Genomic DNA, 26,000 nt, shown 5'->3' on the forward strand with positions numbered 1-26,000 from the left:
GGGACTCCTGGGGGCGGCGCTGGTCGCGGCGCTTTACTGTGTGTAGCGTAGTGACGCAAGTCTACCGCAGCGCGGGGAACGGGTCAGACCGGGGGGGAAGCGAATCAGACTCCGCGGTTTTCCACCGCGTACTTGATCAGCTCCGCCTGGCCGTCTATGCCCAGCTTGCGTTTGATGTTGAGGCGGTGGGTTTCCACCGTGCGCACGGACAGGCCCAGCGCCTGGGCGATCTGTTTGTTGGCTTCGCCGCTGGCAATGTGGCGCAGCACGTCGCGTTCGCGCTGCGTCAGCAGCGTGGCTGGCGCGGTGGCTTGTGACAGGCGGACCGCCACGGCGGCGCTGAAATAGCTGCGGCCCGCCATCACGGCGTCGATGGCCGTCACGATTTCCTGCGCCGGTTCGTCCTTCAGCAGGTAGCCGCGCGCGCCCGCCTTGACGGCCTGCATCATGTATTCAGGGTTGTCATGCATGGACAGCACCAGCACGGCGATCTGGGGATAGCGCTCGTGCAGCAGCGCGGTCAGTTCCAGCCCGCCCACCCCGGGCATGTTCAGGTCCATCAGCACCAGGTGGGGCAGGGTGCCGCCCTGCGGGTCCTCGGCAAGACAACCTGCCAGGAAGGCCTGGGCGGCGGCGGCGTTGCCGGCCTCTCCCACGACCCGAAGCTGCGGCACGGTTTCCAGGCGCAGGCGCAGCCCATCGCGGACCAGGGGATGGTCGTCTATCAGCAGCAGCCGGACGGCGTCGGGTTTGTCGTTCATGCTTCGGAGCTCGCGGGTAGAGGGGCGGCGGGCAGCGGCAGCCAGGCTTGCAGGACGGTGCCGCGGGAGGTGGAGTGGAAGCTCAGCGTGCCGGACAGCGCGTTCATGCGTTCGCGCATATTGCGCAAGCCGATGCCGCGGCGCGGATCCTGCTGCACTTCCGCATAGTCGAAGCCGCGGCCGTCATCGGCGATGGTCAGCCGCAAGTCGCGCGGAGAGTAGGCCAGCGTCATGTCGGCGCGCGAGGCACCCGCATGGCGGATGACGTTGGTCAGCGCTTCCTGGGTCACGCGGAACAGGGCGGTGGCGTAGGCCTCGGGCAGCTTTACCGGCTGCCCGCTGGTATGCAGGCGGACGGCCAGCGGCGGGGCGCCATCCTGGCTGGGAATGGCGAATTCACGGCCCAGGTGTTCCAGGGCGGCCGGCAGGCCCAGGTCGTCCAGCAGCGTGGGCCGCAGATTGTGCGAAATGCGCCGGACTTCGCCCACGGCGGTGTTCAGGCGGTCCAGCGCGCCGCCCAGCGGCGTGTCGATATGGGCCAGCGCGCGCGGCTCGGCCGGCAGCGTTTGTCGCAGCCGTTCCCGCGCGGCTTCCAGCGATAGTTTGATCGATACCAGCACCTGGCTGATGCCGTCATGCAGTTCGCGGGACAGCCGGGCGCGCTCGTCCTCCTGGGAACGGACCAACTGGCGGGCCATCAGGCGCAGCTTGGCGTCGGACTGGCGGTGGTCGCTGATATTCAGGGCCAGGCCGCAGGCGGCCACGCCCAGGATGGATACGGCGGCGATGCCCGCCACCCAGGCGAACATGCTGCGGATATTGGCCTGCGCCGCGGCGTCGATGCGCTCCAGCGCCTGCTGCACGTCGTCCAGGTAGATCCCGGTGCCCAGCATCCAGCCCCAGCGGTCCAGCACGACTACATAGCCCAGCTTTTCCTCGGTCTGGTGGGTGGAGGGCTTTTCCCACAGGTAATGCACCGCCTCGCCATCCTGGCCGCCGCGCCGGGCGGCCGCCAGCAGGTTCTGGATGACCGGCTGGCCTTTGGTGTCGCGCAGTTCCCCAAGCTCCTGGCCGACCAGTTCCGGCTGGCGCGGGTGCATCAGGTTGCGGCCCTTCAGGTCGTACACGAAAAAGTAGCCGTCGTGGCCGAATTCCATCTGTGCCAGCAGGTCCAGCGCGCGCTGGCGGGTGGCGTCGTCGTCGGCCGCCGCCTGCAGCGGCGCGATGGCGCTGTAGGCCAGGTTGACGTAATGGCGCAGTTCGCCTTCCTTGCTGGCCAGCCAGGCGCTCTCCACCACCTGCTTCTCGCGCTGAGCGAGCTGCAGGCCCTGCACGTAGACAGCCACCGTGATGGCGGCGACGGCCACCAGCAGGGGCACTGCGGCGAGCAGCAGGATTTTGAGGCGCAGCTTCATGGAGGATTTGTATCAGCGCGAACGCGAATATTGCATTGCAGCAAATGAGCTGCCGTAGTCGGAACAGGGAAATTTCAGCGCCGATTTTACGATTTCCGGCAAATCATGCTGCAGCGCATTGCGTAGTAACACGTAGTGGACTTGCGTAGTTTCGCGCTTGTTGCTGCGTGGTCAAAACGAAATACTAGCGTCCGCGTCGACACGGCGCTGCGTGGACGCGCGCGCGTCTGCCACCCCACAACAATGAGTCTGCCTTCCGCGGGACGATAAAAGCGTTTCACGCCAAAAGCATGGCGGGAGGCTAGAGGAGCACTTATGCAAACCAGCAGTAAGGGACTGGGTCAACACCTGGTCTGGCTGGCGGTTGCGGTACTGGGCGCGTTCGCGCTGGGTACCGTGGCGCTGGCCAGAGGGGAGACCATCAATGCGCTATGGGTGGTTATCGCCGCCGTATGCGTGTACTTGATCGCATACCGTTATTACAGCCGCTTCATCGCCAAGAACGTCTTCCAGCTGGATCCGACGCGCATGACGCCGGCATGGAAGCACAATGACGGCCTGGACTACGTGCCCACCAACAAGCACGTGCTGTTCGGCCACCACTTCGCCGCCATTGCCGGCGCCGGCCCCCTGGTGGGCCCGGTGCTGGCCGCGCAGATGGGCTATCTGCCGGGCATGCTGTGGATCCTGGCCGGCGTGGTGTTTGCCGGCGCCGTGCAGGATTTCACCATCCTCTTCATCTCGACCCGCCGCGATGGCCGTTCGCTGGGTGATCTGGTCAAGTCCGAATTGGGCAAGATCCCTGGCGTGATCGCGCTGTTCGGCGCCTTCATGATCATGGTCATCATCTTGGCCGTGCTGGCGCTGATCGTCGTCAAGGCCCTGACGCATTCGCCCTGGGGCACGTTTACGGTTGCCGCGACCATTCCCATTGCATTGTTCATGGGCGTGTACTTGCGCTATATCCGTCCGGGCAAGATTGGCGAAGTGTCCATCATCGGCTTCGTCGGCCTGATGGCCGCCATCACGTTCGGCCAGGACGTGGCTGCGCACCCCGTGATCGGTCCCATGTTCGACTTCGACGGCAAGGGCCTGACCTGGATCCTGATCATCTACGGCTTCATTGCCTCGGTATTGCCGGTATGGCTGTTGCTGGCCCCGCGCGACTACCTGTCGACCTTCCTGAAGATCGGCACCATCGTCGGCCTGGCCATCGGTATCGTCGTGGTCGCGCCCGAGCTGAAGATGCCCGCGCTGACGCAGTTCGTCGACGGCTCCGGCCCGGTGTGGTCGGGCAATCTGTTCCCGTTCCTTTTCATCACCATTGCCTGCGGCGCGGTGTCGGGCTTCCATGCACTGATCTCCTCGGGCACGACGCCCAAGCTGATCGAGAACGAAACCCAGGCTCGCTATATCGGTTATGGCGGCATGCTGATGGAATCCTTCGTGGCCATCATGGCGCTGGTGGCGGCTTGCGTGATCGAGCCGGGCATCTACTACGCCATGAACAGCCCGGCTGCCGTGATCGGCACGACGCCCGACCAGGTTGCCCAGGTCGTATCCAGCTGGGGCTTTGTGGTGACGCCGGCCGATCTGGTCCAGACCGCCAAGGACGTGGGCGAAAGCACCATCATCTCCCGTGCGGGCGGGGCGCCCACGCTGGCCGTGGGCATGGCCCACATCCTGCACCAGGCCATCGGCGGCCCGGGCATGATGGCCTTCTGGTACCACTTCGCCATCCTGTTCGAAGCGCTCTTCATCCTGACCGCTGTCGACGCCGGCACCCGGGCGGGCCGCTTCATGCTGCAAGACCTGCTGGGCACCTTCGCCCCGTCGCTCAAGCGCACGGACTCCTTGCCCGCCAACCTGATCGCCACCGGCTTGTGCGTGGCGGCATGGGGCTACTTCCTGTACCAGGGCGTGGTGGATCCGCTTGGAGGCATCAACACGCTGTGGCCGCTGTTCGGCATCGCCAACCAGATGCTGGCTGCGATCGCGCTGACCCTGGGCACGGTAGTGCTGTTCAAGATGAAGCGCGACCGCTACGCCTGGGTGACGGTGCTGCCGACCCTGTGGCTGCTGGCTTGCACGCTGACGGCCGGCTGGCAGAAGCTTTTCCACGCCGATCCCCGTGTCAGCTTCCTGGCGCATGCCGACAAGTACAACGCGGCCATCGCCGAAGGCAAGGTCCTGGCTCCGGCCAAGTCCCTGGGCGAAATGTCGCGCGTGGTGTTCAACGACTACATCAACGCCGGTCTTTGCGCGATCTTCATCTTCGTGGTGGTGAGCATCGTGGTGTTCGGCCTGCGTTCGGTGCAACGCGCGCGCAACGAAAACAAGCCCACCGCGCGCGAAATGCCGTACGAGACGCTGCCGGCCGCTGCCGGCGCGGACTGACGGGAAAGGGAGACGACGCATGCTGTTTTCCAACATGAGTTCCGCGGCCGGCGCCGCCGGCCGCTATCTGGGGCAGACGCTCCGGCTGATGGTCGGCGTGCCGGACTACGAAACATATGTGGCGCACATGCGGCGCACGCACCCTGACCAGGAGCCGATGACTTACGAAGCATTCTTCCGCGAGCGCCAGGACGCGCGCTACGGCGGAAAGAAACGGATCGGCTGCTGCTGATGGAAAGGCCTCGCTTGCGAGGCCTTTTTTTCGTCAGGCGTGCTTAGGGCGCCGCGGTCAGCCGGCCCTTTTGCGCTGCTTCTCGGCGTAGACCAGCAGGGGAACCGCCCCGATGGCGCAAAGCGACATGGCCAGGAACCCGCCCGGCGCATAGCTGCGATACAGCGCGCCACCCAGCTGGATACTGGCAAACATGAAGACCCCGCCCGACAACAAGGCGTAAAGGGCGATGGCCGATGTCTTGATCGCGGCGGGCACGTGGCGCGTGATGTACCACATGATGGCGGCGTTGTTGCCGGCCAGGGTGAAGCACTGCAACAGCTGCAGGGCGGCGATCAGGGTCGGATCGGTGGTGGCGGACAAGCCCGCCCAGCGGATCGCGGTCATGACGGCCGACGTCAGGATCAGCCACTGGGCGCCCGTGCGGGCCAGGATGCGGGGCGCCAGGAAAAAGAACAGGACTTCGCTTGCGACGCCCACGACCCAAAGCAGGGAAATCAGCGCGGTGGACAAGCCGCTGGCGGTCCAGTACAGCGTGGAATAGGAATAGAGAAAGCCATTGCTGGCCTGCACCAGCGAGGCTGCGGTGATGCACAACAGCAGCGGACGGTCGCGCAGGACTTCCAACATGGGCAGGCGCACCGCCAGCGCCGCAGCTTCACCGGCTGCGGGGCGCGCAGCCCGGGGCAAGAGCCGCACGCAGGCCAGACATGCGACGATGAGGAGAATCGACAGCCACATCACCCAGTCGGCGTCGAACGTTTTGATCAGGTAGCCGCCGGCCACGGTCACCACGGCGAATCCCAGAGATCCGCAGGCGCGCATGACGGTATAGGAGCTGCCCTGGCCGCGCCCGCTGGCGATGGCCATGCGGTCCATCAGCGGCAGCACCGCCGGGAAGACGGCGTTGAGCAGCAGGGTAATGGCCAGCAGCCAGGCGGGCGCGGTGCTGAACGGGTAGCAAACGAACAGCGCGAGAGAGGCCGCCAGCGCGCCGGCGATCAGCGCATGCGCGCGGCCGGTCTGATCGGCCAGGTGCGCGACCACCGGCGTGGACAGGATCTTGGGCAGGAAGGACGTGGCGACGATCAGGCCGATCAGGGCGGGATCCAGACCGCGGCTGGCGAACCACAGGGGAAGAAAAGGAATGCTGACTCCCTGCAGGCCGTAGTACAGGAAGTAAAACCCGTGCAGGGCGAGGGCGCCTTGCCTGGGATCGGGATTGCCGCGCATAGCGATGAATGGATCCGGCTGAATGGACGCGGCGTAGCATACTCCTAGCCGGGCGGGATTTCAGGACTGGTGTGGTCTTGATCCAGGACATTGGCAAAAACGCACGGGCGGATTTACGCTAAGGCAGTCGCGGCGCTTGCTCCCTCGCGCCGCGCGTGCGTTTTCACCATCATTCCTAGGAGTTGCGACCCATGGCCAAGAAACTGGATGAGAAGACCACCAAATCCCTGAAAGAGCGGCGCAAGCGTCCGCTGGCTACGCCGACTGACCTGGCGGCAGCGGCCACGCGGGATATCTCTGCCGCCCTGAACCAGATACTGGCCGACGTGTTCGCGCTGTATCTCAAGACCAAGAACTTCCATTGGCACGTCAGCGGGCCCCATTTCCGCGACTATCACCTGCTATTGGACGAGCAGAGCGACCAGCTTTTCGCCATGACGGACCCCATCGCCGAACGCATCCGCAAGATCGGCGGCACCACCCTGCGGTCCATCGGACATATCGCGCGCTCGCAGCGCATCTCGGACAACGATGCGGATTACGTACAGCCGCTGGACATGCTGGCCGAGCTGCGCGAAGACAACAAGGTCCTGGCGGCAGCGCTGCGCGAGGCGCACAACGTTACGGACGAGCATCGCGACATCGCCAGCTCCAGCTTGATCGAGAACTGGATAGATGAGACCGAACGGCGTACCTGGTTCCTGTTCGAAGCCAGCCGGGAAGGGGACTCGACGGGCCATTGACGAGGCGCGCCCTCGCTCCCGGCAGCGCCTCCGGGGCGCATGGCCGGGAGGGGGGCTTTCCCGGTTGCGGCAGTTTCAGCCGTGCTTGCCGAAGCCGCCCTGTGCCCACTCCGAGGCACGCTGCACGTTCAGCTTGTAGTTCGGCGCAACCTGGGTTTGGGCCAGTAGTTCGCCGGATTCGTCGTACGCACTCAACACGGCATACGGTTCGTCTTCATCGGGAACGATATCCAGCTTGATGGTCAGGCGGCCGGCGGCGGCGTCGATTCTTACGCTTTTATGCAGCGTTGCGTGCAATTGCTGCTCGTGACGGCGCAGGACTTCCTTGGCCGTCTTGACGAGGGTGATGAAGGCGGGCGAGTCGAGCGGCTTGGGGTTTTTTTTGTCGCGCCCCATGGTCCAGGGGCCGACCAGGGCCGGCTCGGCCTCTCCGTCCATGGTCATTTCCACGGCCCAGCCGTCGTCTTCCTCGTTCTTGATGATCCGGGCGGTCCAGCCGTCATCGCGCCAAAGCGTGGGCCGCTGCTCTTTCTGGTCTTCGGCGGCTTCAAGATCCGGTGTGGGGGTGTCGTTCACTGCTGTACTACTCCTTCATGCGGGCAACGCCGGTCTGGGCAAGCATGATACCGCCTCGCCCGGCCTGGCCATGGCCGAGGTCGGCGGCTGTCTGCGGCCTGCCGGGCCCGCCACGGCGATGGCCCATCCGGCGCATAGTCATCGCCAGGCGCCGGATGCCGCATTACTTCGCAGCTTGCATCACCAGCACCGGCTTGTCCCGATACCGGTCGGGAAAGGTCTTGGCCAGGTTCTCGACCTTGGGCACATCGTTCACCATGATGTACATGCTGTACGGGTGACGCACCAGGTAATCCTGGTGGTAGTCCTCGGCGGGATAGAAGGCCTTCAGCGGTTCTATCGTCGTGGCCAGCGCCTTGGGATAGGCCCCGGCCTGATTGAGTTGCGCGATATAGGCTTCGGCCACCTGGCGCTGGCTGTCGTTCGCGGGGAAGACAGCGGACCGGTACTGCGGTCCGGTATCCGGACCCTGGCGATTGAGCTGGGTCGGATCGTGGGCCACCGAGAAATAGATCTGCAGCAACTGGCCGTAGCTGACCTGGGTGGGGTCGTAGGTGATTTCCACGGCTTCGGCGTGGCCGCTGCGTCCGCCGCTGACGGTGTCGTAATTGGCGGTGGATGCCTGGCCGCCGGCATAGCCGGACACGGCCGAGGTTACGCCCTTGACGTGCTGGAACACAGCCTGCACGCCCCAGAAGCAGCCGCCGGCGATGACAGCCTTCTGCGGCGCCGCGGCAGCGGGCTGATCCAGGGCCGGGGGCGGAATGATGAAGGCCGATTCGGCGGCGCCGGCGGAGGCGGCCGCCAGCAGGCCGCAGGCGGCGGCCAACGCGACGCAGAGTTTGAGGGGTAGGCGGAAGGCGGACATGATGGTTCCTGATAATAGGGCGGCCGATGTTCAGGCCTGGGGAGTGAACGCGAGGGCCACGCCATTCATGCAATAGCGTAGTCCGGTCGGCGGCGGGCCGTCATCGAAGACATGGCCCAGGTGGCCACCGCAGTTGGCGCAATGCACGGCGACGCGCGTCATGCCGAAACTGCGGTCCGTGGTTGTGCCCACGGCGCCATCGAGCGGCTTCCAGAAGCTGGGCCAGCCGGTGCCGCTATCGAACTTGGCGGAAGAAGAGAACAATGGGTGGGCGCAACCGGCGCAGGCATAGGCGCCTGTGCGGTGCTCTTTGTCCAACGGGCTGGAGTAGGGGCGCTCGGTGCCTTCGCGGCGCAGCACCTCGTATTGCTCGCGCGTCAGGCGCTCTCGCCATTGCGCGTCGCTCAATGCATAGGGAAAGGCCTGCGGCGCGGCCGGCGGGCCGCCGCGCGCGGCCAGGACCGGGGCCAGGCCGGCGGCGATGGCCGCCGCGCCGCCCAGGCCCAGGAAATGCCTGCGGTCTAATCTCATGACATGCTCCGGATCAGGGCTGTTTGGCCAGGGTCAATGTTTCATGTTGTCCTTGGACATTCCAGTCTTGGACATGCCGTCCTTCGACATGCTGTCCTTGGACATTCCGTCCTTGGACATTCCGTCCTTGGACATGGAGTCCTTCGACATGTTGTCCTTGGACATTCCGCTCTTGGACATGCCGTCCTTCGACATGTTGTCCTTGGACATTCCCTCCTTGGACATGGAGTCCTTCGACATCCCGCCCTTGGACATTCCGTCCTTGGCCATCGAGCCGCCGCCCATGGCGTCCTTGCTCATATTGTCGGCGGCTTGGACTGCCGTCGCGCCGAAAGCCAGGCACAGGGACAGCGCGGCGGTGGTAGCGATTTTCTTCATGATGCGTTCCTTTATGGAGTGGGGTAGGAAAAGAATCCACCTAGCTGCCGCCGAACCAGTTGTAGCCCTGGTCCTCCCAGTAACCGCCCGGGTAGGTGTTGGTGACGAAAATTGCCTGTATGTGCTTGGGATTCTTGTAGCCAAGCTTGGTAGGCATGCGCAGCTTCATGGGGAAGCCGTACTCTGGAGGCAGCGTCTGGCCGTCATAGGTCAGCGCCAGGATGGTCTGGGGATGCAGCGCGGTCGGCATGTCGATGCTGGTGTAGTAGTCGTCGGCACACTTGAAGCCCACGTATTTGGCGCTCAAGTCCGCGCCCACGCGTTTGAGAAAGTCTGAAAACGGCACGCCGCCCCATTTGCCGATGGCGCTCCAGCCTTCAACGCAAATGTGCCGCGTCACCTGGTCGACCTGCGCCATGGCGCGCAATTCTTCCAGCCGCCAGCGGCGTTTGTCGGCGACCAGGCCGCTTATCTCCAGCCGGAAGGATTCCTCGTCCACGTGCCTGACCTGGTCGATTCCGTAGTAAGCGTTGAAGGGGAAGGGCCGGGTGATCATGGATTCCGGATAGGTGGGCGCCAGCTTGTTCGGGTCGAAGATCCAGCCCTGCACGCGGTCGTTGAAACGCGAGACGGACGTCAGCGCCTTTTCCACGCTTTCATCGTCCGACAGCGAGCAGCCCGACAGCATGGCCAACCCGCCCAGAGTCAGGCTCGTGCGCAGGAAGGCGCGGCGCGAGGGTTGCTCTATCCGCTTTTCCAGAATCTTCCCGGCTTCCTTCAGGATGGCCGGGCCATCCAGGCCGGCAAGAGCAGGGTGCTTATGCTTGCTCATGAGTGGCTCCTTATTTGCCGCGGATCATGGCGATCAGGCTGCGTGGCACCAGGGCCACCATCACCAGATGGATCGCCACGAATGCCGTCAGCAAGGCCATGGCGATGAAATGCACGCGGCGCGCGGCCTCGTACCCGCCCATCAGTTCGCGCAGCAAGTCGAACTGCACCGACTTCCAGAGCACCAATCCCGACAGCACCAGGACCGCGATATCGGCCATGACGAAGAGATAGGCCAAGCGCTGCACGTGGTTGTAGCGGCGGGGGTCGGCGTGGGACAGCCGGCCGCGCAGCGCCGCGCCCAGGTCGGCAGCCATGCCGCGGGCGCTCAGCGGAAAGAACTTGCGCCACAGGCGGCCGGTGGCGAGGTTCATCGCCATATACAGGAGGCCGTTGAAAAACAGCAACCACATGCCGGCGAAATGCCATTGCAGGGCGCCTCCCAGCCAGCCCCCAAGCGTGATCTCTTTGGGAAATACGAAATCGAACAAGGGCGAAGCGTTATAGATGCGCCAGCCGCTCATGACCATGACCACCACGGCCAGGGCATTGAGCCAGTGCATGACGCGCAGCCAGCCCGGGTGGATGGGAGTGTCCGCCGGCAGGACGGGCGGCGCGTCAGGGCTTGCGGGGGTAGCCTGCATGGCGGGACTCCAGGGGCTTGTTGTCGTTGGGGCCATTCTTCCCTGGGGCCCATACCGAAGTCCTCACGCAAACTTAAATTAATTGTGATAACTCCGGGGCGCGGATTGGCGACAATAGGCGCATCGCCCCTCTATAGAGTTTCCCTCCCATGGACACGCCACGACGCGTACTCATCGTCGAAGACGACGCCCACATCGCGGAATTGCTGCGTTTGCACCTGCGGGACGAAGGCTATGCCGTCGAGCATGCCGCGGACGGCAACGAAGGCATGCGGCGGCTGGAGGAAGGCAGCTGGGACGCGCTGGTGCTGGACCTGATGCTGCCGGGCGTCGACGGCCTTGAGATCTGCAAGCGCGCACGCGCCATGGCGCGCTATACGCCCATCATCATCACCAGCGCGCGATCCAGCGAGGTGCACCGCATCCTGGGGCTGGAGCTGGGCGCGGACGACTACCTTGCCAAGCCGTTCTCCATGTTGGAGCTCGTGGCGCGGGTGCGGGCGCTTTTGCGCCGCAGCGAGGCGCTGGAACGCAATGCGCGGATCGACGCCGGCAGCCTGGCCCTGCACGGCGTGTCCATTGACCCGGTGGCCCGCACGGCCGAGGTCGACGGCCGCAGGTTGGACCTGACGCCGCGCGAGTTCGACCTGCTGCACTTCTTTGCCCGGCATCCGGACAAGGTTTTTTCGCGCATGGATCTGCTGAACCACGTATGGGGCTACCAGCACGAAGGCTATGAACACACGGTCAACACGCACATCAACCGCCTGCGCACCAAGATCGAGACGGACCCGTCCGATCCGCGGCGCATCCTGACAGTGTGGGGCAAAGGCTATAAATTCGCTGCAACGCCTGGCGCCCCAGGAGGCGCATCATGAAGCGGTTCACGCTTACCCAGCGGCTGTCGGCCGTGTTCGCCTTGCTGCTGCTGGCCTGCTGCGGCGCTTCGGCCTGGCTGCAGATCGCCGCCAATTCCCGCTACGAGCAGGAAGTGGTCCAGCGTCTGTCCAGCGGGCTGGCCCAGCATATCGCCGGCGCCAACGAACTGATGGACACCAAGGGCTGGAAGCCCGATGCGGTGCGTTCGCTGTTTGACATGCTGATGGCCGTGAACCCGGCGGTGGAGGTCTACCTGCTGTCGAACGACGGCCGCATCGTGGGCGACGCCGCGCCGCCTGGCCAGATCAAGCGGGATCGCGTCGACCTGGGGCCCGTCAAGCGTCTGCTGGCGGGCGAGATGCTGCCTATCGCGGGCGACGATCCGCGCAGCCTGGACGCGCAGAAGGTGTTCAGCGCGGCGCCGGTGCGCGTGGGCGGGCAGGAAAAGGGCTACGTTTACGTGGTTTTGCAAGGACAGGCGCATGACGCGCTGGCGATGGCGGTGTCGCGCAGTTCCGTCTTGCGCACGACCCTGTGGTCCATCGCGCTGGTAGCGCTGCTGGGGCTGGTGGCGGGGCTGGCGGCCTTTGCGCTGATCACGCGCCCGCTGCGCGGCCTGACGCGGGCCGTGCGTGCCTTCGACGGCGACGATGGGCAGGCCCTGGCCGCGTTGGAGCGCCCCGGCGACGCCTCGGACCGCAATGGAGACGAAATCGCGGTGCTGCGGCGCAGCTTCGTGCAGATGGGCAAGCGCATATCGGACCAGTGGCGCGAACTGACCCGGCAGGACCAGCAGCGGCGCGACCTGGTCGCCAACATCTCGCACGACCTGCGCACCCCGTTGACCTCCCTGCATGGCTATCTGGAAACCCTGAGGCTGAAGGATGAAACGCTGGACGCCGGGGAGCGCCGCCGCTACCTGGACATCGCGCTGGCGCAAAGCCGCAAGGTGGGCCGCCTGGCGCAGGAACTCTTCGAACTGGCGCGGCTGGAGTCCGGCCTGGTGCGGCTGGAGCCCGAAACCTTCTCGCTGCCGGAACTGGTCCAGGACGTGATCCAGAAGTTCGAACTGGCGGCCGAGGCGCGCCAGCAGCGCTTGACCACCGACATCCCGCAGGAACTGCCGCCCGTGCGCGCGGACCTGGGCCTGATCGAGCGCGTGCTGACCAACCTGCTGGATAACGCCATACGCCACAGTCCGCCCGGCGGCCTGATCGAACTGCGTTTGGGCACCGCGCAGAATCTCGTGCAGGTGCAGGTCAGCGATACCGGGGAGGGGATACCGCAGGCGCTGCGCGCCGGTTTGTTCACGCGGGCCAGCGCCTTGAAACGGGGGCCGGGCGATGGCGGGGGCCTGGGGCTGGTGATCGTGCAGCGCATTTTGCAGCTGCACCATAGCGAGATCAGGCTGGTGGATCGCGCCGGGTCGGGCGCCGTCTTTCAGTTCGACCTGACAGCGGCGCGCTAGGCGTCGGATGCGCGCGCTAGCCGCCGCACCAGGCCGCGGGACGCCTCCACGTCCAGGACATCGCCCGTCGCGATCTGCCGCATGACGCCCTGCACATTGACGACGGCCGGAATGCCGAATTCGCGCGCCACGATGGCGCCATGCGACAGGTAGCCGCCTGCCTCCATGACCAGGGCGCCGGCGCGCAGGAACAGCGGTGTCCAGGCCGGGTCGGTGGATGCGGTGACGAGGATGCCGCCCGCCGGCATGGCCAAGCCCTCGGACGGCGTGCGGGCAACAAAGGCGCTTGCCCGTGCATGGCCACCTGCTGCGGGCGTGCCGCGCCAGGTTTCGGCGGCGCCGGCGTGGGCAGAGACTGGGGACGCCGGCGCGGCTGCGCTGCTTTCGGCGTATTCGGCGATCACGTCCTGGTCCGGGGTTGCAGCCCAGGACTCCAGCTGCGCGCGGCGCAGGGTGGCGCGCCGGCCCGCAGCGGCGGGCGCCAGCTTGCCGTCGGCCAGCGCGAAGAGTTCTGCGGCAGTCAGATGGAAGATGTCGTCGGCGGCAGCCAACCCGTCCGGCCGTGTGTAGCGCCGGCCCAGGGCCAGGGCGCTCTTGCGCGCCGCGGCCAGGTAGGCCACCAGCACGCTGCGCGCGGCCTCGCGTTGCGTGCCTTCGAGGCGGGCAGCCGCGAGCAGCCGGGCGACCAGCGGGCGCTGCCAGAATGGCAATGCCTTGCGCAGGCGCCGCGCGGCCTGGCTGGCTGCGCTGTCCTGCCGGACGCGCAGCGCGGCAAGATCGGTGTCCGTCAACTGAAGCACGGTGTCCAGCAGATAGCCAGGATCCTCGCGCCAGCGTGCATTGCGCAGATAGGTTTCATAAACGGCGCGGTGACCATAGTGGCGCAGAAAGTCCGCAAAGGCTGGCTTGAACGGACTGTCTTGTGGCAAGGCGCTCTGCCAGGCGGCGCTGTCGCGTCCTGGATCGCGCAACCAGTCCAGTACCCGCGCGTCGGCGGCGGCAAGCCCGGCCAGCGCCATCAAAGCGTAGCTTTGCGCCGCGGTTACGCTGGGCGTGCCGCCAGCCATCAGCGCTGCCGTGAGCGCATGGCCTTCGCCCGGGCAGGCTTTCTCCACCAGCTCAAGCAGCTTATGCAACGCGCCGCCGCCCGAACCTTGCAGGAAGAACAGTTCGTCCGCTGCCAGCACCGTGTGGAACTGTTCCCGCAAACGGGCGCCCAGCTCGGCGTTGGATGCGGGCGGGGTTGCGTCCAGCCAAGCCTGGGCGCGAGCGAACAGCCGTGGCAGATCGCGCTCCGCCCGCTTGCGCAAGGGGGCCGCGCGCCGCAGGTAGCGCAGGATGCGCAAACCATGCCGCAGGCGTTGCGGAAACGTCTTGGGCGGCACCGCGATCTCGGGTTGGGGACCGCCCAGCAGGGCATTCATGGCGGATGGCGATACGCCCAGCGCGTCGTAGCCCACCCATTGGATGACGGAGGCATCCAGGTACACCCGGCCCTGGAACAAAGCCGCCAGTTGCACGCCGGGCAGGGTGGAGTAGCCGCTGAGTTCGAAGCCGGTGGTCAGCATGCGCTGCGCCATGACGCGGCCCGTGTCCCATTCCAGCGCCGACATGGCCTGGGGCAGGACTTCGCGGGTATTGCCGCGTGACCAGTAGGCTGGCTGGGTGCGCAGCGCGGGATAGGTGTAGCGCGCCGCCACGGTGACGGGCCGGGCCTGCACGATCCAGAAGCGCCGTCCGTCCCAGACCCATTCGACGTCATGGCCGCCGCCGGCATAGTCCAGCGCTCGCGCCGCGTCGCGCACGATGTCGCCCAGGGCTTCGGCCTGGGCGCCGGTCAATACGGGCTGGGCCGCCCGCGCGGCCGGCGTGGGGGCGAGCAGCGTGCCTGAATCGCCGGCAGGCTGACTGGCGTGGCGCTTGGCGCCGATGCGCTGCTCGACCAGCGGCCACGCCTGGCGCAGGTAGTCTTCGCGCAGGCGATACTCATCGCCTTGCGCTTCGCCGCCGACGAGCGATTCGCCCAGTCCCCAGTTGGCATGAATGACCATCTCGTCATGTCGTCCCGAGACGGGGTCGATGGTGAAGGCGATACCGGATGCGACCGCATCGAGCAGAGGCATGATGACTACCGCCATGCCAGCGGCTTCCAACCCCAGCTTTTCCCGGTAGGCGCAGGCCTGCGGCGTCCATTGAGAATCCCAGATCTGGCGGGCGGCGTCGATCGCGGCATCCGCGCCGCGCACGTTCAGGCAGGAAAGATGGATCCCCGCGAACGACGCGCCCGCGGAGTCTTCCTGGGGCGCGGATGAACGCAAGGCCAGCGGCCGTTCGAGCCAGCCGCGCGCGGCCAGTTCGTCGCGCAGGGCCTGGGCGGCGGCGGGCGGCAAGGGCTGGCCCGGTTCACGAGCGAGACTGAATTGGGCGGGCAGCACGAAGCCGTCGGGCACCGGCACGCCCAGCTGCGCCATGCGGCCCAGCTGCCAGCCCTTGCCGCCCGCGGCCTGGGGACCCGCCTGGGCTGCGGCGGCCCAGTCCAGCACGGCGGCGTTCATGCCGCGGCTCCAGGGTCCACGCCGTGCACGAAGAGGCTGACGGCAGCGTCGAATTCCGCCTTGAGACTGGCGCGTGGCAGATCCAGCCAGCGCAGCATCGCGCCCAAGTACAGGAACTGCAGCTGATGGGCCAGTTGATCGGCCGCCAGGTCCGTTCGCGCCTGGCCCGCGGCCTGCGCGTCCGCGATCAGGGCGGTGAACAGCGTTTGCATGCCGCTGCGCGGATAGCGGCCGTCGTCGTGCGCGCCGGGCTGCAGCGTGGTCAGCCGGTAGCGCAGATAGGGACCCAGATATGCGCGGTGAGATTCAGACCAATGGGCCGACGCATGCAGTATTCGCGTCAGGCGGCGCGCGAGTGTAGGCAGGCTTTGCAGCGCTGGCTGCAGATCGTGGATGCTGGCGGCCAGCTCGCCATGGAAGCGGTGGGCAAGCAGGGCTTCCTTGACGGGAAAGTGGTTGTAGAGCGTCCCCTTGGATACGTCCGCCTGCGCGGCGATCTGTTCCATGGTGACGACGTCATACCCCAGGGTTTCGAACAGGCGCCAGGCGGTTTGCGCCAGGTGATCCAGGGTCTGCTGGCGTTTGCGTTCGCGGCGTCCGGTTTCGGGCGTCGCGGACTCGGATTGGAGGGAGGGTGAAGAATCCATGGCGATCAAATAATTGAACGATGTCTAATAATAGACGTCGTTTAATTATTTGGAAAGACCCTCTCCAAGGGCTAGAACCGCCTGTCGTGCTCAGGCGGCGGCGGGCATCTTCCCGTGCAGCAGGTAGTCCATCAGTTCGCGCACCGAGCGCATGGCATTGCCAAAGGGCAGCTTCGAGGCGCCGCGGAAGAACAGGCCGCGGCTGACTTCACCGCGCATCGCGGCCGCAAGCTTCAGGTCGATGCAGAACTGTCCAAAGCGCGAGAGGCCATCGCGCAGACCGCATTGCGTCAGGCAGTCCATGCGTTGGCTGCAGCGCCGGGCGTCGCAGCGGGTGTTGGCTTGCAAGGTTTTTTCCTGGCGCAGATAGCGGGTCAGCCAAGGCGTCTGCACGGCACGGGCGGGCAGACCCGCCACGCTGGTGAATTCGGCCAGCTTGTCCGGATCTGCGTCGATCAGCACCCGCTTGAAGTTCTCATGGGCGTCGCCTTCGTTGGTGACCGCAAAGGCCGTGCCTACTTGCACGCCGTCGGCGCCATTGGCCAGCCAATGGCGCACTTGTTCGTGGCTGCCTACGCCGCCGGCCACGATCAGGCGCGGCGCGTCGGCGCCCAGCGCCAGTTCCTGGAAGAGGGTGTGGCAATCGGCCAGCACGCGCTGAAAGTCGAAGCGCTCGCTGTGGATGTCGTCCAGCCGCGCCGCACCAAGGTGGCCGCCGGCGTAGCCTGGATGTTCGATCACGACGGCGTCGGCCATGCGGCCCTTCTTCATCCACTTTTTCAGCACCACGGCCACGCCGCGCGCCTCGGACAGAATGGGCACCAGCGCCACCTTTGGGTAGTCGGCCGTCATCTCGGGCAGGTCCAGCGGCAGGCCCGCGCCCATGACGATGGCCTGGGCGCCGCTTTCGCAGGCCTGGCGTACCAGGGCGGGATGGTCGCGCACTGCTTTCATGACGTTCACGGCCACCAGGCCGCGGCCTTGCGCCGTTTCCAGCGCGGCGCGGACTTCGCGGTCGAGAGCGACCTGGTTGGCACTGTCGATCAGGTCGCGGTCATGGCAGCGTTCGGTTTTTTCCAGCAGATCGGGGTGGTGGTGGCGCAAATCCACACTGGCGATGGTGCCCATGGCGTTCTGGCTGGCGACCGCGCCGGCCAGGCGATGGGCGGATACGCCGACGCCCATGCCGCCCTGAACGATGGGCAGCAATTCGCGTCCGGCGAGGGTGAGTGATTTGAACCACGTCATGATGAGTCTTTCCTCTTTTCAAGTGGACAGAGGCTAGAGCAAGGGGGAGGGGGTTGCCTTGCGCAGGATCAAGCGAGACAGAACCTCGGAGACAGAACCTCGCTCAGCGGTAGGCGAACTCTTCGAACCATTGCATCAGCAGTGCCAGGGCAGGCGCGCCAAGCGCGCGTACAGGCGGCGCGTCGGGCGAACGGCGCGCGCCCTGCACGGCAAAGCGGCGCACGCCATGGCGGGCGAGTTCGCGCGCGAGCGCCAGCAGCCGCGTTTCGTCCAGCCAGTCGGGATGCCAGGTGATGCGGCACTCGAAGTCAATCCCGGCCGACAAGAGTTGCGCCAGGCAGGCATGCGCTGGGCGCTGGGAGTCGCGCCGGCCGGTGATGTCGTCATAGCCTTCGGCATCCGCCTTGATGTCCAGGCCGACCCAATCCAGATGGCGCAGCACGTCGGCCAGGCGTAGCGGATAAATGCCCGCGGTATGCAGACCGACCCGGTAACCCATGCGCCTGACGTCGCGGATCATTTGCGGCAGGCGCGGTTCGCTCAAGGGTTCGCCGCCCGAGAATACGATGGCATCGAGCAGGCCCTTGCGCGTTTCCAGGAAGGCGCGCGTTTCGCGCCAGTCGTAGCGGGCGGCGCGGGTCTGCAGTTCGACGTTGTGGCAGTAGTGGCAGCGCCAGGGGCAGCCCGCGATGAAAACCACCGCGGCCAGTTGGCCGGGCCAGTCCACCGTGGAAAAAGGCACCAGTCCGCCGACCGCGGGTGAATGCCGCGGCAGGGCTTGGGCCACCGGTTGCGGCGGGGCAGGATAAGCCGGCCGCGCCGTCAGCCGCCGCGTGCCCGGGCCGAGGCCCGTGGCGGACGCGGCGGCCGGCGTGCCGTCTTCAGGCGCGGCGTTCGACGAAGAAACGGCGTTCATTGAATTCGCCCTGTTTGCCGGTGTTGAAGGAAGCGACGGGGCGGTGGTAGCCCATGACGCGGGTCCAGATCTCGCAGCGCACGCGCTGGCTGTCGTCCAGCCGCGGGGCGGGAGCGGTCGTGACTTCGGGAGCGATCAAGGTTTGCATAGCGGTTCCTCGTTGTGGATGCCGGGCTGCTGCCCGGCGGTTCAGTCTGAGGCCTGTCGTTGACTGGCCTCAGGCCGGGGTGCAGCACGCCGATTGCCTGGCCAGCAGCTCGGCATCGCATTTCGGGCAGAACTCGTGGTGCCCCGCCAGATAGCCGTGGTTGGGGCAGATGGAGAACGTCGGCGTGACCGTGATGTAGGGCAGCCGGAAATTGGACAGAGCCCGGCGCACCAGTTGCTTGCACGCGCCGGCGGACGACACGGCTTCGTTCATGTACAGGTGCAGCACGGTGCCGCCGGTGTACTTGCCTTGCAGCGTCTCCTGCAGTTCCAGCGCATGGAAGGGATCGTCGGTATGGCCTACCGGAAGCTGGCTGGAGTTCGTGTAGTAGGGCTGCGCGTCGCTGCCAGCCTGAAGAATGGCGGGATAGCGCTTGCGGTCTTCGCGGGCGAAACGATAGGTGGTGCCTTCGGCGGGCGTGGCCTCCAGGTTGTACAGATGGCCCGTTTGCTCCTGGAATTCGGTCATGCGGACACGCACGCGGTCCAACAGGCGCACGGCCAGGGCATGGCCTGCCGCGGTGGTGATGTCCTCGGCATCGTCCGTGAAGTTGCGGATCATCTCGTTGATGCCGTTTACGCCCAGCGTGCTGAAATGATTGCGCAGGGTGCCGAGGTAGCGGCGGGTATAGGGATAGAGGCCCTGGTCAATGTAGCGCTGCACCACCTTGCGCTTGGTCTCCAGCACGTCGCGGCCCAGTTCCAGCAGATGGTCCAGCCGCCGCATCAGCTGCTCTTCGTCGCCGCGGCAGGTATAGCCCAGGCGCGCGCAGTTGACCGTGACCACGCCGACGGACCCCGTCTGCTCGGCCGACCCGAACAGGCCATTGCCGCGCTTGAGCAGTTCGCGCAGGTCCAGTTGCAAGCGGCAGCACATCGAACGCACCATGTGCGGTTCCAGGTCTGAATTCAGGAAGTTCTGGAAATAGGGCAGTCCATAGCGTGCCGTCATCTCGAACAGGCGCTCGGTGTTGGGGTGGTCCCAGTCGAAGTCGGGCGTGATGTTGTAGGTGGGGATGGGGAAGGTGAACACACGGCCCTTGGCGTCCCCGGCCATCATGACCTCGATGTAGGCGCGGTTGATCATGTCCATCTCGGTCTGCAGCTCGCCGTATGAAAACGGCATTTCCTCGCCGCCGATGTACGGAATCTGGTCCTTCAGGTCCGGCGGGCAGGTCCAGTCGAACGTAAGATTGGTGAAGGGTGTCTGCGTGCCCCAGCGGCTGGGCACGTTGAGGTTGTAGATGAGTTCCTGCATGGACTGCTTCACCTCCGCATACGTCATGGCGTCGCGGCGGATGAAGGGCGCCATGTAGGTGTCGAAGGAACTGAAGGCCTGCGCTCCTGCCCACTCGTTCTGCAGCGTGCCCAGGAAATTGACGATCTGGCCGATGGCCGCCGACATGTGGCGCGGCGGCGTGGCTTCCACCTTGCCGGGGATGCCGTTGAAGCCTTCGGTCAGCAACTGGCGCAGCGACCAGCCAGCGCAGTAACCGCTCAGCATGTCCAGGTCGTGGATGTGGATGTCGCCCTCGCGGTGGGCGCGGCCCGCCTCGGGCGCGAATACATTGGACAGCCAGTAGTTGGCGGTGACCTTGCCCGCCACGTTCAGGATCAGGCCGCCCAGACTGTAGCCCTGGTTGGCGTTGGCGTTGACGCGCCAGTCGCGCTGGTCCAGGTATTCCTCCATGGCGCTTTCCACGTCCACCAGCGTGTGGCGCAGCGAGCGCAGGCGGGCGTGTTGTTCGCGGTGCACGATATAGGCCCGCGCGGTGCGCCAATGGCCTGCCTGGACCAAGGCTTCCTCCACGCGGTTCTGGATGGTCTCGACACCGGGGCAGGGGTTTTCCGCCAGCGCGGCGATGACGCCGTCGGTCAGCGCCTGAGCACCCGCGAGATCCAGTTCCCCGGTGCTCTGGCCTGCTGCCGCCATGGCCTGGGCGATCTTCTCGCGGTCGAACGCCACGACGCGGCCGTCGCGCTTGAGAATGTGCTGGATATGCATGACTGACACCATATGTAGTAGGGTGTGAAAACTCTACCACCACATATGGTGCGGAATGTGCTCCCCACCGCAGGGATGTCAGCCTTGCTTGATGCGCGTCAAACGCGCCGTTCAGAAGCCGATGCCAACCCCGGCCAGGGATATCGCCACCGCCAGCGCGGCGGTTCTGGCTGCCGGGCGAGGCGCCCAGGACAGCATGCCGACCCAGAGCAGGGCGCCTGCCGAAAGCCAGCCCAGCCAGGCCACCACGCCCACCGTATTGCCCCACAGTCCCACGCAGGGCAGCAGGGCCAGCGCCAGCAACAGCACGCCAGCGCCGCGCAACACGCGGGTATGGCCGGCGGAGGGATCGCGTCCCCAGACCTGGTCGTAATGGCGCGGCATGGCCAGACTCAGGCAGGCCATGCCGGAATAGGTCAGCAGCAGCGCCATGGAAATCGCATACAGGTCGTTGGTGTTCATGCGGCTGCCTCTGCGTCGCTGCGGGGATTGCGCCGGATGGGCGCGGATGCGGGCCGTCGCCACAACAGCAGGGCCGCCCACCCCGATAGTACGCCGAATGCGACGGACGTCAGTTCGACGCCCGCGCTTTCCCAGTCGCCGCGCGCGATCTGCGCCACCGGATGATCGCCCAATGTGACGAGCGACAACACCGGCAGCAGCAGGCACAGCGCCGATAGCAAGGCAAGCTGCGAGATCCAGGCCTGGCGCGGCTTGCACAGCCAGGCGTGCGCCAACGCCAGCGCCCACACCAGGAAGAAGCAGCGCAGCTCCCACAGCGCGCGGTTTTCCAGGGCCACGGGCAGCAGACGGTTGGCCCAGAGATAGCTGATGCAGGCGATGGCCAGTCCCGCCAGCGCGGCCACATTCAAGCCTTCGATCAGCCGGTACATGCGCGCGGTCGCGCTGCCGAATTCGCCGCCATGCCTGGCGCGGCGCTTGACCATGAACAGCAGCGCGCCGGTGCCCATCATGGCTGCGCCGGCCATGCCGCAGATGAAGTAGAGCCAGCTGACGGCCAGCCCGCCGAACCTGGACATGTGCAGATCGCTCATGACCTGGAACGCGAGCGCGGGCGCGCCGCCATTCACGTCGCCCGCGGGGCGCAGGCGCAGCAATTCGCCGCTGGCCGAGAACTCGGCCATGCCCGTGGTGGCGCTGATGTTGCGGAAGGTGTCGGCGTCTTCGTTCCAACCGTAGACGCCGATGCGCATGGAACTGTCTTCGGGGTTGTTGATGACGATGGCGCGCGCCGTCTGTCCGATCAGCTGTTCGCCACGGGCCACGATGGGCTCCAGCGCCGGCATGGGAAGCGCCACGCCGGTGCGCGCGGGCTGTTCTTCGCCAGACAGTTCGGCCAGGTACTGGCGGGTGGCCTGCGGGCCGGCCCCGTAGGTCGCCGTGACAGGGGCAGGCATGAGCTGAGCGCTGGATATCACAATGCCGGTGTAGGCGATCATGAACTGGAAGGGCAGAGTCAGCACCGCCACCGCATTGTGCGCGTCCAGCCAGGAACGTTGGCCCTTCTTGGCGCGGAAGGTGAAAAAGTCCTTGAAGATGCGCTTGTGCGTGACCACGCCGGAAATCAGCGCGACCAGCATCGCCATGCTGGCGAAGGCCACGATCCACAGGCCCAGGCCGGCGTCGTGCAAGGTGTAGTGGAAGTCGACGAAATGACTGCCGCCATGCGTGGCGCGGCCTTCCGCCTCGTGATGCTCCGCCAGTTCGGCGCCCGTTTCCGGGTCGAGGTCGGCGTCGGCGTACTGGCCGTTCTTATCGAACCAATAGGCCGTCAACCCGTTGTCGTGGAACCGGTTGACCGGCCAGATTTCCCACATGCCCGCGCCCGCGTGATTGCGCGCCATGTAATCCACCGCCAGTTCGAGCCGGCGCGCCCGGTCCACCGGGAGGCCTTCCGTTTGCGCGGCCCGGGCCTCTGCCTCGTGGTGCTCGGGCGTCATCCAGTGCGTGATGGGTTCGGAGAAGACGGCCAGCGATCCCGTCAGGAAGACGGCGAACAGCAGCCAGGAAAACCATAGGCCGACCCAGGTATGGAGCCAGGCCATGGATAGGCGGAAACCGGATTTCAGGGGGAGCCTCTTTCTTGTTGGAGTCGCCGCGGACCGGGCGCTCTGATTTTATTGAGAATAGTTCCGATTCTAATCTAATCGGGGACAAGGTTGGCGATGCCGATGCCTTTGTACTTTTTGCGCCGGCGGGGCGGGGCGTGGCGCGGTCGTGCGCGCGGGTCACCCACGACGCGTTGCAGGCGGGCACGGCGATTGCTGACAGGCGATCCGTTCTGCATGCCCGCCGCCGGCATGCGGCGATGTCATCCCACAAAGGAGCGCCCAATGAAACGAAAAGCCGGAAACACCTCGCAAATCGAGGAACTGCTTTACCAGGCCCTGGAAACCGAGATCGGTGGCCTGGCCGTGTACGAAACCGCTGTTTCGTGTGCGGTGAACGCGGACCTGAAGAAGGAATGGCTCGAGTATCTGGAAGAAACGCGGACGCATCGCCGGGTGCTGCTGACCGTGTTCGAGCAACTGGGTTTGGACGCCCAGGCCCAGCCGCCCGGCCGCCAGGTGGTGCGCCACATCGGCGAGTCGCTGGTCAAGGCCATGAAGATGGCCATCAACGCCGGCGACCCGGACGCCGCGCAACTCGTAGCCACGGAATGCGTGGTGCTGGCCGAAACCAAGGACCACGCGAACTGGTCCCTGATCGGCATGATTGCCGAGCAGCACAGCGGCGATGAGGCAAAGGTGCTCAAGCAGGCCTACGACGCCGTGGCCAAGGACGAAGACCACCATCTTTATCACACGCAGGGCTGGTCACGCGAATTGTGGATCCAGTCGTTGGGATTTCCCGCGGTGCTGCCGCCGCCCGAGGAGGTCAAGCAGGTTGAGACAGCTATCGGTGCATCGCGCGCCGAGCAGGCGCGCGGCAAGATGCTGAGCCATTAGGAGATTTCGATGCCAGGCAAAAAACCAGCAGGCAAGAGCGGCGCGGGCGCGGCCGTGGACACTGCCTATATGAATACGGACAGCGGGCCGGCCTCCGGGCCCGCGGGCAAACCCAGCCATCCGGCGCTCAAGCGGGCCGCGGCGGTGGGCGCCACGGCCGCGGGATTTCCCCATAATGCGGGCAAGCCCGCGGAATACGGCGAAGACGGGGCGCGCTGCCCCTATGCCGGCGCCCATGCGGCGGCGGCCGATCCGTCCGCGACCGCGAGCTCTTTGTCGGAACGCGAAGTATCGGACAAGACTGGCGCGGCCGCCGAGGCGGGTGTCAACGCCGCCGACGGACGGCTGGAGCGTGTGCGGGCGGATTCGAGCGGGCAGATGCTGACCACCAACCAGGGGGTGCGCGTCAGCGATAACCAGCATTCGCTGAAGGCGGGCCTGCGCGGCCCGGCGCTGCTCAAGGATTTCATCCTGCGCGAGAAGATCACGCATTTTGACCATGAGCGGATTCCGGAGCGCATCGTGCACGCGCGCGGCTCGGCCGCCCATGGCTACTTCGAATGCTACAAACCCTTGACCGACCTGACCGCCGCCGCGCCCTTCGCGCAGGCGGGCAAGCGCACGCCGGTGTTCGTGCGCTTTTCCACAGTGGCGGGCGAACGCGGTTCCAAGGACACGGCGCGGGATGTGCGCGGCTTTGCCGTGAAGTTCTACACGGACGAGGGCAATTGGGATCTGGTAGGCAACAATATGCCGGTGTTTTTCATCCAGGATGCCATGAAGTTTCCGGACCTGGTCCACGCCGTCAAGCCCGAGCCGCACCACGGCATGCCGCAGGCCGCGTCCGCGCACGATACTTTCTGGGATTTCGTGTCATTGATGCCGGAATCCACCCACATGCTGATGTGGCTGATGTCCGACCGCGCCATTCCCCGCAGCTATCGGATGATGCAGGGCTTCGGCGTGCACACGTTCCGCTTCGTCAACGCCGCAGGCGAGTCGCGGCTGGTGAAGTTCCATTGGAATCCCGTGCTGGGCACGCACTCGCAGGTGTGGGATGAGGCCGTCAAGGTCTCGGGCGCGGATCCGGACTTCCATCGGCGCGATCTTTGGGAAGCCATCGACAGCGGCAATGGTCCGCAGTGGGAACTGGGCGTGCAGGTATTCACGGACGAGCAAGCTCAGGGCTTCAGCTTCGACGTGCTGGACGCGACCAAGATCGTGCCCGAGGAACTGGTGCCCGTGGTGCCGGTGGGGCGGATGGTGCTGGACCGCAATCCGGACAATTTCTTCGCGGAAACCGAGCAAGTTGCGTTCTGCGCCGCCCACATTGTGCCCGGTCTGGACTTCACGAACGATCCTTTGCTGGCCGGGCGCATCCATTCCTATGTGGACACGCAGATTTCAAGGCTGGGCGGCCCGAACTTTCACGAAATTCCGATCAACGCGCCGCTCGCGCCCGTGCACAACAATCAGCGCGACGGCATGCACCGCCAGGCCATACATCGCGGGCGGGTGGCGTACGAGCCCAATTCGTTGGCCGGTGGCTGTCCGTTTCAGGCGGGTATGGACGGCTTCGTGTCCTTTCCGGAGCCGGAGACGGGCGACGAACTGCGCGGACATCCCGAGAAATTCGCCGAGCACTACAACCAGGCGACGCTGTTCTATGACAGCCAGGCGGATTGGGAACAACGCCACATCGCCGCGGCCTTCGCCTTCGAGCTGAGCAAAGTGACGGTGCCCGCCATCCGCCAGCGCATGGTCGCGTCCTTGCGCAATGTTTCCGACGAACTGGCGCAGGCGGTAGCGGACCAACTGGGGATGGCCCTGCCGGACCCCTTGCCGCGCGCGACCGAGAATCCGCCCGCTCCCGAAATCGAAACCTCGCCCGCGTTGTCGCTCGAAGCTCGTCCCGGGGACGGCGGCATCGCGACGCGCAAGATCGCCATCCTGGTGGCCGAAGGGGCGGATGGCAAAGCCGTGTCCGCCGTGGCCGATGGGCTGATCGCGGCGGGCGCTGTCGTGCGGTTGGTGGGGCAGCGGATTGGGCCCGTCCAGGCCGAAGGGGGCGGCATGCTGGATGCCGACGCCTCGCTGGACAATCATCCGTCCGCGCTGTTCGATGGGGCGGTAGTGCCGGGAGGCGCAGCCGCCATGGAACGGCTGGCGTCGGACGGGCGCGCGCTGGAATTCCTGCGCGACGCGTTCCGTCATGGCAAGACCTTGATGGGCATCGGCGATGGCGAGGCAGTGTTTACTGCCGCGGGTCTGGCGCCCGAGCTGGTCGACGGCGGGTTGCTGCGGGTGGATGCCGCGGCTGCGGCCAAGAGCGTGCCCGACTTGGTCGAAGCCTTGGCCCGGCATCGCCATCCGGAAAGGGAGACCATGCCGCCCAGGGTCTGAAGACGCGACGATGGCAGGGGGCGTATGCATCTTGACAAGGTACTTGCGCCTGCCAATACTGATCCGGCAAGTCGGGGCGAGCGCGTCGGGCGCT

Annotated in this window: 24 protein-coding genes; 7 read left to right on the top strand and 17 right to left on the bottom strand. The window is 65.9% G+C overall.

Annotated elements, in window-relative coordinates; all coding sequences use genetic code 11:
- Nucleotides 1–104: 104 nt before the first annotated feature.
- Nucleotides 105–761, bottom strand: coding sequence for a response regulator (locus VCS63_RS12940; RefSeq protein ID WP_063640787.1), 657 nt, complete (start codon nt 759–761; stop codon nt 105–107).
- Nucleotides 758–2,176, bottom strand: coding sequence for a cache domain-containing protein (locus VCS63_RS12945; protein ID WP_323879955.1), 1,419 nt, complete (start codon nt 2,174–2,176; stop codon nt 758–760). Before VCS63_RS12945 ends, VCS63_RS12940 begins: the two co-directional genes overlap by 4 nt.
- A gap of 315 nt (nt 2,177–2,491) precedes the next feature.
- Here VCS63_RS12945 and VCS63_RS12950 point away from each other — a divergent pair, with 315 nt between their 5' ends.
- Nucleotides 2,492–4,573: a carbon starvation CstA family protein gene (locus VCS63_RS12950; protein WP_042793385.1), complete on the top strand. Its 2,082-nt coding sequence runs from the start codon at nt 2,492–2,494 to the stop codon at nt 4,571–4,573.
- A gap of 19 nt (nt 4,574–4,592) precedes the next feature.
- Nucleotides 4,593–4,805 (top strand): YbdD/YjiX family protein, encoded by a 213-nt coding sequence (locus VCS63_RS12955; protein WP_088155544.1) that lies wholly within the window; start codon nt 4,593–4,595, stop codon nt 4,803–4,805.
- A 57-nt stretch (nt 4,806–4,862) separates the two neighbouring features.
- Here the strand turns inward: VCS63_RS12955 and VCS63_RS12960 are convergent, their stop codons facing one another.
- The gene (locus tag VCS63_RS12960) at nt 4,863–6,038 is read right to left on the bottom strand and encodes an MFS transporter (RefSeq protein WP_164795001.1); all 1,176 of its coding nucleotides are present in this window, start codon (nt 6,036–6,038) and stop codon (nt 4,863–4,865) included.
- A 191-nt stretch (nt 6,039–6,229) separates the two neighbouring features.
- Here VCS63_RS12960 and VCS63_RS12965 point away from each other — a divergent pair, with 191 nt between their 5' ends.
- Nucleotides 6,230–6,781 carry a Dps family protein gene (locus tag VCS63_RS12965; protein WP_042793386.1) on the top strand — a complete coding sequence of 184 codons (552 nt, stop codon included), beginning with the start codon at nt 6,230–6,232 and terminating at the stop codon, nt 6,779–6,781.
- Between the two features lie 75 nt (nt 6,782–6,856).
- Here the strand turns inward: VCS63_RS12965 and VCS63_RS12970 are convergent, their stop codons facing one another.
- From VCS63_RS12970 to VCS63_RS12995, 6 genes are all read right to left on the bottom strand, one after another.
- Entirely contained in the window at nt 6,857–7,357 is a 501-nt protein-coding gene (locus tag VCS63_RS12970) for a hypothetical protein (RefSeq protein WP_042793387.1), read from the bottom strand.
- A 163-nt stretch (nt 7,358–7,520) separates the two neighbouring features.
- On the bottom strand, nt 7,521–8,225 hold the full coding sequence (gene msrA, locus VCS63_RS12975) for a peptide-methionine (S)-S-oxide reductase MsrA (protein ID WP_323879957.1): 705 nt from the start codon (nt 8,223–8,225) through the stop codon (nt 7,521–7,523).
- A gap of 30 nt (nt 8,226–8,255) precedes the next feature.
- Nucleotides 8,256–8,756, bottom strand: a complete 501-nt coding sequence (gene msrB / locus VCS63_RS12980; RefSeq protein ID WP_063959670.1) for a peptide-methionine (R)-S-oxide reductase MsrB — start codon at nt 8,754–8,756, stop codon at nt 8,256–8,258.
- Between the two features lie 33 nt (nt 8,757–8,789).
- Nucleotides 8,790–9,134: a pentapeptide MXKDX repeat protein gene (locus VCS63_RS12985; RefSeq protein WP_323879959.1), complete on the bottom strand. Its 345-nt coding sequence runs from the start codon at nt 9,132–9,134 to the stop codon at nt 8,790–8,792.
- 40 nt (nt 9,135–9,174) lie between these two features.
- Nucleotides 9,175–9,966, bottom strand: a complete 792-nt coding sequence (locus tag VCS63_RS12990) for a molybdopterin-binding protein (RefSeq protein WP_063640781.1) — start codon at nt 9,964–9,966, stop codon at nt 9,175–9,177.
- A gap of 10 nt (nt 9,967–9,976) precedes the next feature.
- Nucleotides 9,977–10,609 (bottom strand): cytochrome b/b6 domain-containing protein, encoded by a 633-nt coding sequence (locus tag VCS63_RS12995; RefSeq protein WP_042793400.1) that lies wholly within the window; start codon nt 10,607–10,609, stop codon nt 9,977–9,979.
- Nucleotides 10,610–10,758: 149 nt separating this feature from the next.
- Here VCS63_RS12995 and VCS63_RS13000 point away from each other — a divergent pair, with 149 nt between their 5' ends.
- Both VCS63_RS13000 and VCS63_RS13005 read left to right on the top strand, forming a co-directional pair.
- Complete coding sequence (locus VCS63_RS13000) at nt 10,759–11,487, top strand: response regulator transcription factor (protein WP_042793401.1); 729 nt, start codon at nt 10,759–10,761, stop codon at nt 11,485–11,487.
- Nucleotides 11,484–12,956 (top strand): HAMP domain-containing sensor histidine kinase, encoded by a 1,473-nt coding sequence (locus VCS63_RS13005; RefSeq protein WP_323879960.1) that lies wholly within the window; start codon nt 11,484–11,486, stop codon nt 12,954–12,956. Before VCS63_RS13000 ends, VCS63_RS13005 begins: the two co-directional genes overlap by 4 nt.
- Here VCS63_RS13005 and VCS63_RS13010 read toward each other — a convergent pair.
- From VCS63_RS13010 to VCS63_RS13045, 8 genes are all read right to left on the bottom strand, one after another.
- Nucleotides 12,953–15,511: a PEP/pyruvate-binding domain-containing protein gene (locus VCS63_RS13010; protein WP_323879962.1), complete on the bottom strand. Its 2,559-nt coding sequence runs from the start codon at nt 15,509–15,511 to the stop codon at nt 12,953–12,955. The two genes, VCS63_RS13005 and VCS63_RS13010, sit on opposite strands and share 4 nt — an antisense overlap.
- Nucleotides 15,508–16,158, bottom strand: coding sequence for a TetR/AcrR family transcriptional regulator (locus tag VCS63_RS13015; RefSeq protein WP_063959690.1), 651 nt, complete (start codon nt 16,156–16,158; stop codon nt 15,508–15,510). Before VCS63_RS13015 ends, VCS63_RS13010 begins: the two co-directional genes overlap by 4 nt.
- Nucleotides 16,159–16,248: 90 nt before the next feature.
- A complete protein-coding gene (locus tag VCS63_RS13020) occupies nt 16,249–17,406 on the bottom strand; it encodes an NAD(P)H-dependent flavin oxidoreductase (RefSeq protein WP_042793403.1) in 1,158 nt (385 codons plus the stop codon).
- Between the two features lie 103 nt (nt 17,407–17,509).
- On the bottom strand, nt 17,510–18,322 hold the full coding sequence (locus tag VCS63_RS13025) for an anaerobic ribonucleoside-triphosphate reductase activating protein (RefSeq protein WP_323879965.1): 813 nt from the start codon (nt 18,320–18,322) through the stop codon (nt 17,510–17,512).
- Nucleotides 18,288–18,470 (bottom strand): anaerobic ribonucleoside-triphosphate reductase, encoded by a 183-nt coding sequence (gene nrdD / locus VCS63_RS13030; protein WP_042793405.1) that lies wholly within the window; start codon nt 18,468–18,470, stop codon nt 18,288–18,290. Before nrdD ends, VCS63_RS13025 begins: the two co-directional genes overlap by 35 nt.
- A 69-nt stretch (nt 18,471–18,539) precedes the next feature.
- Nucleotides 18,540–20,534: a ribonucleoside triphosphate reductase gene (locus VCS63_RS13035; RefSeq protein WP_164795009.1), complete on the bottom strand. Its 1,995-nt coding sequence runs from the start codon at nt 20,532–20,534 to the stop codon at nt 18,540–18,542.
- A 111-nt stretch (nt 20,535–20,645) separates the two neighbouring features.
- Nucleotides 20,646–20,996, bottom strand: coding sequence for a DUF3325 domain-containing protein (locus tag VCS63_RS13040; RefSeq protein ID WP_042793406.1), 351 nt, complete (start codon nt 20,994–20,996; stop codon nt 20,646–20,648).
- Nucleotides 20,993–22,600 (bottom strand): PepSY-associated TM helix domain-containing protein, encoded by a 1,608-nt coding sequence (locus tag VCS63_RS13045; protein WP_323879967.1) that lies wholly within the window; start codon nt 22,598–22,600, stop codon nt 20,993–20,995. Before VCS63_RS13045 ends, VCS63_RS13040 begins: the two co-directional genes overlap by 4 nt.
- 288 nt (nt 22,601–22,888) lie before the next feature.
- On the opposite strand from VCS63_RS13045, the gene VCS63_RS13050 reads away from it, so the two are divergent.
- Together VCS63_RS13050 and VCS63_RS13055 are read left to right on the top strand one after the other, a co-directional pair.
- On the top strand, nt 22,889–23,503 hold the full coding sequence (locus VCS63_RS13050; protein ID WP_063640775.1) for a ferritin-like domain-containing protein: 615 nt from the start codon (nt 22,889–22,891) through the stop codon (nt 23,501–23,503).
- 9 nt (nt 23,504–23,512) lie between these two features.
- A complete protein-coding gene (locus tag VCS63_RS13055) occupies nt 23,513–25,906 on the top strand; it encodes a catalase (RefSeq protein ID WP_323879969.1) in 2,394 nt (797 codons plus the stop codon).
- The last annotated feature ends 94 nt before the right edge of the window (nt 25,907–26,000 follow it).

The organism is Achromobacter sp. D10, from assembly GCF_035282245.1.
In the GTDB taxonomy this organism is placed as follows: Bacteria; Pseudomonadota; Gammaproteobacteria; order Burkholderiales; family Burkholderiaceae_B; genus Achromobacter; species Achromobacter insolitus.